We start from the raw sequence: 11,607 nt of genomic DNA, 5'->3' as shown, positions 1-11,607 counted from the left end.
GGCCGCCACGGTCGCTGTCCGGGCTGGGCTGCCGCACAGGCGACCGCGTTCAGCCCTGACCTCGGATCCCGACGATGGCCGTCCGTGGCGGAGTTCCGCCGCGGACGGCCGGTCGGCTTGTTCGGCTCAGGTGGCCAGTCTGGCCAGTTCTTCGTCGATGATCTGCGGGTCGAGCTTGCGGAACACCGGTGCCGGCGCCTTGAGCTCACGACCGGTCTCGATCGGCACGGTCTGCCATCGCGCGCCCACGGCATAGTCGCCCGTGATGATCGGGTAGCTGCGCCCGTCGTCCAGGTCGGATACCGCTTCGAGCCGTGGCATCGGGGCGTGTACGCCGACACCACCCAGCAACTCGTGGATCTTCTGCGCCGAGTGCGGCAGGAACGGCGTGAGCAGCGTGTTGCAGTCGCTGACGACCTGCAGTGCGACGTGAAGTACGGTGCCCATCCGCGCCAGATCGTCGGTCAGCTTCCAGGGCGCCTGATCCGACAGGTACCTGTTGGCGTCGGCGACCACTCGCATCGCCTGGGTGATCGCGGCCTTCACGCGGTGGTGTTCTATCAGCCGTCCCACGGATACGAACGCGTCGGCCGCCGTGGTGAGCAGCTCACGGTCGGCGGCCGTGAGTTCTCCCTGTGGGGGCACCATGCCGAAGTGCTTGGCCGCCATGGAGACCGAACGGTTCACCAGGTTGCCCCAGCCTGCGACGAGCTCATCGTTGTTGCGACGGACGAACTCCGCCCAGGTGAAGTCCGTGTCGCTGGTCTCCGGGCCGGCCACGGCGACGAAGTAGCGCAGGGCGTCGGCGTCGTAACGCGAGAGGAAGTCCCGCACGTAGATGACGACCCTGCGCGAGGAGGAGAACTTCTTTCCTTCCATCGTCAGGTACTCGCTGGACACCACCTCGGTCGGCAGTGCGAGCCTGCCGAACTCGCCCGGAGCACCGCCCTTGGTGCCCTCGCCGTTGTAGCCCAGTAGCTCGGCGGGCCAGATCTGGGAGTGGAAGGTGATGTTGTCCTTGCCCATGAAGTAGTAGGAGCGCGCCTCGGCATCCGCTGACCACCACCTCTTCCACGCATCCGGCGTGTCGCCGAAGCGGCGGGCCCACTCGATCGACGCGGACAGGTACCCGACCACCGCGTCGAACCAGACGTAGAGGCGCTTGCTGGGGTTGTCCTCCCAGCCGGGCAGCGGCACCGGAATGCCCCAGTCGATGTCGCGGGTCATGGCTCGCGGCCGGACGTCGTCGAGGAGGTTCAGCGAGAACTTCAGCACGTTGGGCCGCCAGTCCTTGCGCGACTTGAGCCACTCCCCCAGGGCGTCCGACAGTGCGGGCAGGTCCAGGAAGAAGTGCTCGGTCTCGACGAACTTGGGCACCTCGCCGTTGACCCGGCTTCGCGGATTGATCAAATCGATGGCGTCGAGCTGGTTGCCACAGCCGTCACATTGGTCGCCTCGGGCGGCGTCGTAGCCGCAGAGCGGGCAGGTACCTTCGACGTAGCGGTCTGGAAGGGTCCGGCCGGATGACGGCGAGATCGCTCCGCGTGTCGTCTGCTCGATCATGTAACCGTTGCGATGCACCGTGCGGAACAGCTCCTGCGCGACCGCGTAGTGGCTGCGCGTCGTGGTCCGGGTGAAGAGATCGTAGGACAGCCCGAGCGCGACCAGGTCCTCGGCGATCAGTTGGTTGTAGCGATCGGCCAGCTCTCGTGGAGTCAGCCCCTCCTTCTCCGCCTCGACCAGGATCGGCGTGCCGTGCTCGTCGGTGCCCGAGACCATCAGCACCTCGTGGCCCGCCATGCGCATGTAGCGGCAGAAGACGTCCGAGGGAATGCCGAAGCCGGACACATGCCCGATGTGGCGAGGGCCGTTGGCATACGGCCAGGCAACGGCTGCGAGATAGTGCACTACGTCTCCAATACATTGTCGGCTGGCGATGGTGCGCAGCAGCTCGTCTCCTGCCGCGGAGGATCACGAAATCTCACGGCACCACGCCCGGGTAGGAGTGGGCCGTCCACAGGAACAGATCGCGTAGTTCGGCCGGCGTGATCCCCTCGCCCAGGTAGTAGTCGAAGAGCTCCGGGTAGGTGCCGAAGCTGTGGACCTTGTTCAAGGTCGCGACGAATTCCTGGTCGGAGGGGTTGAGCCGCACCTCGAACACATTCGCGTCCTCCAGCGACTCGACCTCGTCAAGGTGCCTGACGCCGACCATGGACGTGCGCCACAGGTTGGTACGGGAGAGCCTGGTCTGCCGCAGGTCCGCTCCGTCCAGCCGGACGTTCTCCAGGTTGGCGCCATCGAGGTTCGCTCCCACGAGGTTGGCGTTCGTCAGGTTGGCCGCCACCAGGTTGGCCCCGCGCAGATCCACGCCATGGAGATCCCATCCGCCGAGGTCGAGGTACATCAGGTTGGCGCCGACCAGGTTGCCGCCCTCCGCGAGCCGTGCCCGCACTGCCGAGCTCGGCAGGGCGCCGGACTCGGTGGCTGCCACCTCCGAGAACAGCTGCTGAAGCAGCGGCTCCGACCGGCGCACCGCGATCGATTTCGCCAGGCCCAGGATCTCGTCGAGCACTTCGCGGTCCGAGACCTGGCTGACGCTGTTCTTGCGGTGACTGCGGCGAATCTGGCTGACCGCCTCCTCCAGCGCCGGCCACCAGATCGAGAAGCTGGCGTGCAGGACGTCCTCGGTCAGCGCCCGCTCCTTCAGTTCGCTGTTGAGCGTTCGCACGACCCGCTTCATATCGACCATGTCGAGCTCGGCCGCCTGGAAGTGGCTCAAGGGTCCGACCACCTCGGCAGGGGCGACGTCCACCAGAAGCGGGATGACCTTGCCCCTGGTGATGCCGCGGGACAGCGCTCCCGCCTCGAACATGACCCACGGTGACACCAGTGATTCCTTCGTCACCACCACGATGCCGATGGGTGAGGTGTTCAGCTCCTGGCCGACTTGATTGCTCCAGACCCCTCCTTTGGCGAGGTCGTCGGCGGAGAAGAACGGTTTGAGTGGTTGCAGGACGCGGGGCAGCCAGGCGTGCAACGCTTCCGCAACCTGTCTGCCCAGCACTCCTGACCAGCTGATGAAGACCTTCACGGTGGGATCCGGTGTCAGGCCGCGGCCCGGGCATGGACCACTGCGACGATGGGGACGAGCAGGGTCATGTCCGCCTCGAATCCGGCCGCGGTAAGCAGACTCAGGAGCTGTGCCGGCTGAAGGGACCATTCCCCGTAGTCCGACAGCTTGCGGTCCACCGCCTCGCGTGCGAGATCCGGGTAGAACACCTTGGCGATCTCCTGCCGCATGTCATCGGGGCTGAGCGGCGGCGCCGTCTGGACCTGATCGGCCAGGGCGAGGATGCCGCCTGCCTTGAGCACCCGCCGGAACTCGCGAAGCACCTTCAGCTGCTGTGCCGACGGGACGTGATGCAGCGTGAAGGTCGACAGGACGATGTCGAACATGCCGCTGGGAAACGGCAGCTCGGCACTGTCGGCATTGACGAAGGCCAGCGTGCCCGGTGCGGCGACCTGGATCCGTGCACGCGCCTCCTGCAGCATCGCATCTGAAATGTCCGTCGCGACCAGCTCGGAGTGCGGGTCGAGGTGTTCGATCAGGCGAGCCAGGGTGCGCCCGCTTCCCGTTCCGGCGTCGAGCGCTCGGCACTTGTGGCTGGGCAGCCGCCGGATGATCTCGTCCAGCACCCGGCTGCGGATCGGCGCGTTCAGGAAGTCGCCATCGTACGTTCCTGCCCGGCGGTCCCAGTGGGCGCGCCGGATCGCCAGATCGGGCTCGGCGACCTGAGACAGCGAGTGCGGCCCTCTAGACATGTAACCCGTCCGAGAGCATCTTGGCCGGGCCGCCGCCACAATACTGGTGGATCATGGAGACGAGCTGCTCCATGGCCTCGTGCACCGCATTCTCCGGGTGCGCGGGCCCGGCGTGCACGATGAACACGACGTCGGTGGCGGCAAGCGTCACCTTGGACTTGTCACACTGACGCACTTCGAGGCGGCAGAGGATCTCCTCGTCGTCGAGGTAGGCGTATTCGCCCGCCGTCACGTCGACCGGTGCGGCGGCCCCCAGGGGCACGAACTTCTCCGAGCCGTCGGTGCGAGCCAGCCGCACTGCTCCGGCGAGCCGGTTCAGGTCGTGCGCTCCCAGGGCGAGCATCGTCTCGGCCGACACGATGTTGTAGATGTCGACGAGAGGGCTGATCCGCGGCAGCCGTGCGTTTCGGTGGAGCAGTCGCAGCAGCGCCTCCGGTGCGGCGATCTCCCGCTTGGCGGCGGAGCCGACGCGTGCGTGCAGATCCCGGAATCCCCTGAGGAGGGGCTGCTGCTTGAGACCGTCGGCAGTGGTCTCGGTGAGCAGCCGCTTCTCCCTGCGCATGAGTTCCTCACGCAGTTCCGGGCCGTACTCCTCCGACAGCGACAGGCCTGGCAGCACGAACGCGATCGCCTTGATCCCGAGTTCGCTGACGTCTTCTGAGACGGTGAAGGAAGGCAGTGTCATTGGTTCACCTCGGATGTTGAATGCTTGTTCAGGACAGACCGAGCGCGGACGCCATCGCGGTGGCACGCGGCGTCTGCTCCCAGGTGAAATCCGGATCCTGGCGGCCGAAGTGGCCGTACTTCGCCGTCTTCCCGTAGATCGGCCGCCGCAGGTCCAGGTCGCGGACGATCGCTGCCGGACGCAGGTCGAACAGCTCGCTGATCACCTTGGCGATCTTGTTCGGGTCGGCGTTCTCCGTGCCGAAGGTCTCGACCATGATGGAGACCGGCTGCGCGACACCGATCGCATACGCGATCTGCACCTCGCACCGGGCCGCCGCGCCACTGGCCACCACGTGCTTCGCGACCCACCGCATCGCGTAGGCGGCCGACCGGTCGACCTTGGACGGGTCCTTGCCCGAGAACGCGCCGCCGCCGTGGCGCCCGACGCCGCCGTAGGTGTCGACGATGATCTTCCTGCCGGTGACGCCCGCGTCAGCGAAAGCACCGCCCCGCACGAACTTGCCGGTCGGGTTGACGAGGAACCGCACCTTGTCGCCATCGAGGTCCGGCGGGAGCGCCGGCAGCACGACGTGCTGCATCAGCGCCGCCCGCAGCTCGTTCTCGATGTCCACGTCAGGGTCGTGCTGCACCGAGATCACGACCGTGGAGACCGCCCGGGGACGGCCGTCTTCGTAGCCGATCGTGACCATGGACTTCGAGTCCGGGCGCAGACCCCGGATGAGCCCGGTACGGCGAGCCTGGGTGGTGCCCAGCGTCAGCCGGTGCGCCATCGCGATCGACACCGGCATGAGCTCCGGAGTTTCATTGCAGGCGTATCCGTACATCATGCCCTGGTCGCCGGCGCCCTGCTCGTCCAGACCTTCCCCGTCCACGCCCTGCGCGATGTCCGGCGACTGACGTACCAGGGCGGTGAGGATCTGCAGGTTGCCGGGAGCACACGCGAACGAGTCCTCGAACGCCGCGTCGGTGTAGCCGATGCGCTCGATCGTTTCGGCGATGATTCCGCTGATGTCGGGGCGCGCGCGAGTCGTCAGCTCGCCGGCGACGAGCACGAGGTTCGACTTGACCGCTGTCTCCACTGCCACCCGGGACGTCGGGTCCACGGCCAGACATGCGTCGAGGACGCCGTCGGAGATCTGGTCGGCGAGCTTGTCCGGGTGTCCTTCGCTGACGGACTCACTGCTGATGAAGTGAACAGCCATTTCGGCGACTCCTTAGCCGAGGGGATGAGTACCGCCAACGATGGCAGCGCGCCGTCTAGGCAACGTCGAAGCAGCGTCTGATCAGCCCGGTTCGGCAGAATCGCTTTCGACGCAGACCGCAGACGTGCAAGACGGGTCGCGGGCACCCGGGTGCCGCACCGGCCGCCGGGGACGCCGACCGGCCTAGAACACCTCGTATCCGACCTGGAGGCCGAACTGTTCGGCGGCGGATCCGCTTCTCACCACCAGTTCGGCCAATCCCTGTCCCGAGCTGCCGACGATCAGGCCGGGTTCGTGCCGCGGCACCGCGGTCAGGTGCGGGTAACAGGTCACCGCCCGCAGCCCTGCCGCCCGGCCCTCCTCATAGGTGCGTACCTTCAGGTGGCTACCGACCGCGAAGTCGATCTCGTGGCTCGAGTGGTTCAGTTTGCAGTTGCCGAAGTTGTCGACGAATGCCACGACGGTCGGTTCGAACTCCACCGGCTGGGTGAGCTGATGGGTGCTGCTGGGCACGGGTCGGCCGTCGAAGACCCAGCTGGCGACCAGCGGCTGATACCACAGGCTGCGGAACTGCGTCGCGCTGATCGTCTCGACCTCGGTGGCGGTGAAGGTCGCCCAGCCCTCCGCGGCTGCGGTCATGACCGTCCGAATATCGGTCACTTCGACGCAGGCCACGTCCAGGCTCCGGCGCACGAAAGAGAGAAGTCGAGCGCTGAACGTGCTGACGACCAGGTTGGATCCGACCCGGAAGTAGCAGAACGGCGCGCCGTTGTGCCATGACCCGTCCCGCGGGGCGACATTGACCAGGATGACCGTCGGCTGAGCCGCCGTCCCGAGCGCCTGCGTGCTGAGCAGCACGTCCAGCAGGGTCAGACCGGCGGAAAGCTCCGGCTCGGCGCCGTCCAGCGGGAGCACGGCGGGGACGCTGCCGAACAGCGCTCCTATGCGGGCGGCCAACCTGGCTCTGGCATTGGTGTCGGTGCAGTCGGTGATGCAGATGACGGACGGATTCACCGTGTCTCTCCTCGCTCATCAGGGCGAGGCTCTTCGGCGTATCCCACGCGAAAGGGCCCCGCACTTCGGGACCCTTTGAGTGGCGTGACCTTACGCCCCCGCAGTCTCCCGACCGACGGGGCGCATCATTCGCAGACTGGGCTGCGGTTCAGGGGAGGTCACGTCGGAGAACTGTACGCGCCCCCCAACGGGGCAGCAAGCAGACATAGCGTGCAGCCACCCAATCGGGTGAATGCGATACGGCGCCGGCACGTACCTGTGAAGGGGCTGAGGTCTGCCGTACTTGCTGCCACCGGACCACGCCCATGGTGGTACGGGAGTGGCCACCTGCTCGCCACGCGGCTCCGGCGGCGAGCACGAGTTCCGTCGCCACCGCCCGCTTCCGTCGGCACTTCCGTGCCTCTTCGCCGCGTTGACCCCTCTACCGTCGCGCAATAGCCTGCATTCGATGGCCTCGGCGGCAACGGGCCCCAGGTCGTCGAGTCCGGGGAGGACAGCATGCGACTTGGTGGACGACTGACGGTTGTGGTCTCGGTGATCGTCGGTCTGCTGGCCCTGCCTGGACAGGCGGCTCAAGCCGCCTACTACAACACGTACACCGACATAGCCGACACGCCCGATACGAGTTGCTGCACCGGGGTGCAGGGTTTCGCCGCCGGAGCCACCTACCTGTACTCGATCAAGAACCACACCGATTACGACGACGTCTCCGTCATCTACCGTGTCCACAAGACCACCGGTGAGCGGGTGCTGATGACCAACGGCACCAACGGCGGGTCGACCAACACCTGGCTCGGGCACGCGAACGACATGACGATCGTCGACATCGACGGTCAGCACCACATGTTCATCGTCACCATGAACACCAGCGGCGCGCAGCTCGTGCGGCTGCGCTACGACGGCACCACCTACTACCACGCCGGGTCGTACCAGGTGCGTCTCAACGGGGCTGTGTCGACGCCGTCGGGAGTCAACCGGGTCTCGGTCACCAGCACCGCGATCACGTTCATGTTCAAGAGCGGCAGGACGATCTACAACGGCAGTCTCCCATTGCGCGCCTCCTCCGGGACCATCAACCTGACGAAGGCGTTCGACCTGCAGGTCGACGGTGCCCTCGTCAACGGCGCCACGGTGCCGGACCTGGGGACCTTCGCCAACCAGGGGTTCTTCTACGACGCGACCAACAAGGTCCTCTACTACCCGCTGACCAAGGACAACCGCAGCATCGTGCTCGTCTACCGCAACGTGTCACCGACGACGACCGGGACCGCGCCCGCGGCCACCGACCTCTCCTTCCGCATCACGTCCTCGGCATACTCCACGAAGTTCGAGATCGAAGGCGTCGGCATCAGCGACGGCAAGCTGTACTTCAACACGAACCGGGCGAACTCGAGCGGTGCCTACGACGGGGTCCACGTGTTCAACGGCTACGTCGCGGCCTAGCGCACGCGACGGTGGGACTCGCCATGGCGCAGCGATGGGTGGGGTCGGCTCAGCCGCCGGTGGCGGAGAAGTGCATGTAGTCCTTCAGGGATCGATAGTCGCCGCCCCACTCCCATCCGATCGCGGCGAAGGCCTGGACAGCCTGCTCGCGGGGCTGCGCCATGCCGGGCCGCACGTCGGCTCGGTCGAGGTAGGCGGTGGCGAGCTCCGGCAGGACGACCTTGCCTTTCTGGTACGGGTTCTGGAACGGGTTGAGGTCCACGGCGAGGCCGTAGGCGTGCTGGGACCAGCCCTTGTGGCCGCGCACCGGTCGGCAGGCGAACACCTCGGTGGTGTTGTGGTCGCCGGTCGGCGGTGCGTTCAGTTCCGCGGCGCTGGAGATCCGCATGCGCTCGATCGGGAAGTCCGCGGCGAAGAGTCGCTGGAACACGGTGACCAGGTCGTCGGCCACCCGGGCGTTGGCCAGCAGCTCGCCGGTGTGGGCGCGGCCGTCGAAGCCGCGGAAGCCGACCGTGAGGTAGCGCAGGTCGGTTGCGGCGATCGGGCAGTCCCTGGTCCAGCTGGATCGAGCGAGTACGTCGGCCGGCACCGCCTGGACCGTCGCGTGAAAGCGGCCGTCCGCCGGTGGCGGCAGGTCGTCGACGGTGACGATCGACCGGTTACGCAGCTCGGGCGGGGTCTGCTGGGCCGCGGCGAACCCCTGCGGCCCTACCGGGAGCACTCGTGTTCCCAGCCAGGACGGTGCGGCGGTGGCGTTCCCGATGCGGACGGGCACCGGGCTCTCCTCGGTGCGCACTGTCGCCACAGTTGGCGATGTTTGTGTCGTCTTGTCCGCTTCTGGGCCGACCAGGGCGCTCGAACAGCCGGACAGGGCAAAGCCCATGAGCACAGCCACGGCCAGCAGGCCCGCCGCCCGAGCGCCAACGCGCCGCCGAAGACCAGCACCCGCGCGGACCGTGGAACGGGCAGACGAGAAGTCTTCGGGGGCGCACATTTCGACAAGGATAGCCTTTGCCCTGCTCAGCGGCATCGTCGTCGCGTTGACGATCGAGCCGGACTCCGCAGGGTGGGTTGAACCGCTCCTGTACTCAAGCGGCGATCAGGCCGTTCTGTCGCAGCCAGGCCTGGACGGCGGGACCGGCATCGTCGACTTCTTCGCCGCGTACCGCCAGCCCGGTGGCGAGCGTGGCGCCGTGGCAGGATGCGGCGTAGTCGCGCTCGGTGGTGCCGAGCCCGCTCATGGCGTGGGTGGTGACCGGATGGACGATCTTGCCGGTGAAGTCGTGGCTCTCCGCGAAGGTCGACATGATCATCGGTGCGCGGACGTTCCAGATGCCGCTGGCCAGTAGCACGGTGGTGTACCGGTCGATGGACGCGAGCGGGTTGGCGATGGCCGGGCGGGCGTCGGCGTTCTGCTCGCGTACGTTGCGCGCGACGGTGTCGTCGGAGTCGTCGGAGTAGGGTTCGGCGGCCTCGATGCGGTGGATGTCGCAGCCGGTGAGCTTGCCGATCATGTCGGCGAGCCGTTGGGTGTTGCCCGTCTGAAGGTACCTTCTGTCGCCGTCGTGGTAGTTCCAGCCGGCCCGGGAGAAGTAAACCAGCAGCGCTCTGGGCCGCGCGTCCGGCACGGTGGAGCCGCGCGGTGCCGCGGCGCCTGGCGGCTGCTCGCGGGTATCGGCCGCGCAGCCGCCCGGCGCAGGTTGAAGTCGACGTACGAGCGACGGCATGCATCGATGGCGAGGCTTCTCGCTGCCCGTATCAGAAGCAGAAGTAACCGTCGCCCGCAGCGACGGTAGCCCGATAGTGGCACGCGGAAAAACCAGCGAAGTCAGAAGGCTGACTCTCACGATTGGGAGACCGGACCGATCTACGTTACGGCCACTTCGCCGGTCCTTGCTGGTGGCAAGTTGGAGCACCACGGATTCGTGAGCGAAGGAGGAGTTTTCTCAGTGGCGTTCGACAAGAGCAGGTCGACCGAGATCATGATTCCCGAATCGCGTACCCGGCATCGGTGTGAAGCTGGCGGCTATGCCGACCTTATGCGGGCCGTCGGCTTGCGGATGGAACAGAACGGCGACATCGGCCATCCCTGGCTGCGGCGTTCGCCTTGGCCGAGGCGATTACCCGGATGTGTGACACAGATCCACACCCGCTAGTGAGCCCCGGCTCGCCGACGTCTTCCCTGGGCGCGCAATGTGCAGTCGCTGCGGGTAGCCTCGAGCCGTTCACGCCAGGCTTCTTTCCAACCTAGCGAGGTACGCAATGAACGCTCCAGACATCGACGTGGTGGTGGTCGGTCTTGGCGCAATGGGCAGTAGCGCTCTTTTCCAGCTCGCCCAGCGTGGGATCGAAGTACTAGGCATCGAGCAGTTCGAGCTCGGGCACTCGCGTGGCGCAAGCCATGGCGGGACGCGCATAATCCGAACCGCATATGCGGAAGGGGACAAGTATGTCCCGCTGGCTCGGCGAGCCTGGCAACTGTGGTCCGAGCTGGAGGACTTGGCCGGAGAGACGTTGCTGATGCGAACGGGAGGGCTGGTCATGGCGCCCTCGGGATCGGCGCCGGTACAAGCCCCGGTGCATTCGGCGAAGGCTCACGATCTTGATTACGAGATCCACTCCAACGAACAAATGTCGCGGCTGTATCCACAACACGTGTTCGATGCGGATTTTGAGACGTTCTTCGAGAAGGACGCCGGCATCATCAACCCCGAGGCATCCGTGCTCGCGTCCGTCCGGTTGGCCGAGAAGCTGGGGTCACAGGTCAGGACCGGCACCGAGGTATCCGAGGTGATTCCGGACGCCACCCGTCCGCGGGTACGCATCGGCGATGAGGTGATCACCGCACGGCACATCGTGGTCGCAGCGGGCGCCTGGCTGACGCGCCTGGCGCCTTCGGCCATGAGCCGGGTCGCCGTGAGCAGGCGGGTGTTTGGCTGGTTCACCGCGAAACATCCCGAAGAGTACGCGCCCCACCGGTTCCCCATCTTCATCAGGACCGACGCCACAGGCGCCTACAACTGGTACGGGATCCCCGACTTGGACGGCTCGGCGGTGAAGATCGGAGTGCACGCCTGGCCTGGCCTGAACGAGCCGGTGGACCCGGCCAAGGGTCCACGCGAACCTGACGAACGGGACGCGGCGCTGCTGACGGAGATCGTGAGCACGACGCTTCCGGGGCTGAACCCGGTGCCGGTGCACATGCAGTCGTGTACGTACTCGCTTACGCCGGACCGGAACTTCCTCGTTGGTGCGCGCGCCGACCTGCCAGGGCTCACGATCCTGGGTGGCTTTTCCGGGCACGGGTTCAAGTTCGCGCCCGTCATCGGCGAGATCGCAGCGGATCTGGCGATGCGCCAGGAGTCCCGCTGGGACATCGGATTCCTACACCCTGAGCGCAAACTGACCTGAGTATCTCCCAGTCAAGCAACGGTCGACA

The 11,607-nt window shown here is 66.6% G+C and carries 10 protein-coding genes; 2 read left to right on the top strand and 8 right to left on the bottom strand.

The genetic code is table 11. From position 1 onward, the window contains the following. Window positions 1–126 precede the first annotated feature (126 nt). From metG to KUA19_RS44450, 6 genes are all read right to left on the bottom strand, one after another. On the bottom strand, window positions 127–1,920 hold the full coding sequence (gene metG, locus KUA19_RS07650; RefSeq protein ID WP_217395819.1) for a methionine--tRNA ligase: 1,794 nt from the start codon (window positions 1,918–1,920) through the stop codon (window positions 127–129). 61 nt (window positions 1,921–1,981) lie between these two features. Further along, window positions 1,982–3,091 (bottom strand): pentapeptide repeat-containing protein, encoded by a 1,110-nt coding sequence (locus KUA19_RS07645; RefSeq protein ID WP_217395444.1) that lies wholly within the window; start codon window positions 3,089–3,091, stop codon window positions 1,982–1,984. A gap of 14 nt (window positions 3,092–3,105) precedes the next feature. Then, the gene (locus tag KUA19_RS07640) at window positions 3,106–3,822 is read right to left on the bottom strand and encodes a class I SAM-dependent methyltransferase (RefSeq protein ID WP_217395443.1); all 717 of its coding nucleotides are present in this window, start codon (window positions 3,820–3,822) and stop codon (window positions 3,106–3,108) included. Next, the gene (locus tag KUA19_RS07635; protein WP_217395442.1) at window positions 3,815–4,507 is read right to left on the bottom strand and encodes a B3/B4 domain-containing protein; all 693 of its coding nucleotides are present in this window, start codon (window positions 4,505–4,507) and stop codon (window positions 3,815–3,817) included. Before KUA19_RS07635 ends, KUA19_RS07640 begins: the two co-directional genes overlap by 8 nt. A gap of 28 nt (window positions 4,508–4,535) precedes the next feature. Next, on the bottom strand, window positions 4,536–5,711 hold the full coding sequence (gene metK / locus KUA19_RS07630; protein ID WP_217395441.1) for a methionine adenosyltransferase: 1,176 nt from the start codon (window positions 5,709–5,711) through the stop codon (window positions 4,536–4,538). A gap of 183 nt (window positions 5,712–5,894) precedes the next feature. After that, window positions 5,895–6,725, bottom strand: a complete 831-nt coding sequence (locus KUA19_RS44450) for an SAM hydroxide adenosyltransferase (protein ID WP_217395440.1) — start codon at window positions 6,723–6,725, stop codon at window positions 5,895–5,897. Between the two features lie 498 nt (window positions 6,726–7,223). Here KUA19_RS44450 and KUA19_RS07620 point away from each other — a divergent pair, with 498 nt between their 5' ends. After that, window positions 7,224–8,168, top strand: coding sequence for a hypothetical protein (locus KUA19_RS07620; RefSeq protein WP_217395439.1), 945 nt, complete (start codon window positions 7,224–7,226; stop codon window positions 8,166–8,168). 49 nt (window positions 8,169–8,217) lie between these two features. Here the strand turns inward: KUA19_RS07620 and KUA19_RS07615 are convergent, their stop codons facing one another. Together KUA19_RS07615 and KUA19_RS42475 are read right to left on the bottom strand one after the other, a co-directional pair. Then, a complete protein-coding gene (locus tag KUA19_RS07615; RefSeq protein WP_308167370.1) occupies window positions 8,218–8,943 on the bottom strand; it encodes a M15 family metallopeptidase in 726 nt (241 codons plus the stop codon). 313 nt (window positions 8,944–9,256) lie between these two features. Then, window positions 9,257–10,015 carry a flavodoxin gene (locus KUA19_RS42475; RefSeq protein ID WP_217395437.1) on the bottom strand — a complete coding sequence of 253 codons (759 nt, stop codon included), beginning with the start codon at window positions 10,013–10,015 and terminating at the stop codon, window positions 9,257–9,259. Window positions 10,016–10,430: 415 nt separating this feature from the next. On the opposite strand from KUA19_RS42475, the gene solA reads away from it, so the two are divergent. Beyond that, entirely contained in the window at window positions 10,431–11,579 is a 1,149-nt protein-coding gene (gene solA, locus KUA19_RS07605) for an N-methyl-L-tryptophan oxidase (protein ID WP_217395436.1), read from the top strand. Window positions 11,580–11,607: the final 28 nt, after the last annotated feature.

Source organism: Catellatospora tritici (assembly GCF_019083965.1).
Taxonomy (GTDB): domain Bacteria; phylum Actinomycetota; class Actinomycetes; order Mycobacteriales; family Micromonosporaceae; genus Catellatospora; species Catellatospora tritici.
The sequence above is the reverse complement of the archived record's forward strand: the minus strand, read 5'-3'. Positions and strand labels throughout refer to the sequence as shown.

Coding starts and splice junctions, on each gene's coding strand:
- KUA19_RS07635 (WP_217395442.1), bottom strand. CDS start 4,507: ATGACACTGCCTTCCTTCACCGTCTCAGAAGACGTCAGCGAACTCGGG.
- solA (WP_217395436.1), top strand. CDS start 10,431: ATGAACGCTCCAGACATCGACGTGGTGGTGGTCGGTCTTGGCGCAATG.
- KUA19_RS07640 (WP_217395443.1), bottom strand. CDS start 3,822: ATGTCTAGAGGGCCGCACTCGCTGTCTCAGGTCGCCGAGCCCGATCTG.
- KUA19_RS07620 (WP_217395439.1), top strand. CDS start 7,224: ATGCGACTTGGTGGACGACTGACGGTTGTGGTCTCGGTGATCGTCGGT.
- metK (WP_217395441.1), bottom strand. CDS start 5,711: ATGGCTGTTCACTTCATCAGCAGTGAGTCCGTCAGCGAAGGACACCCG.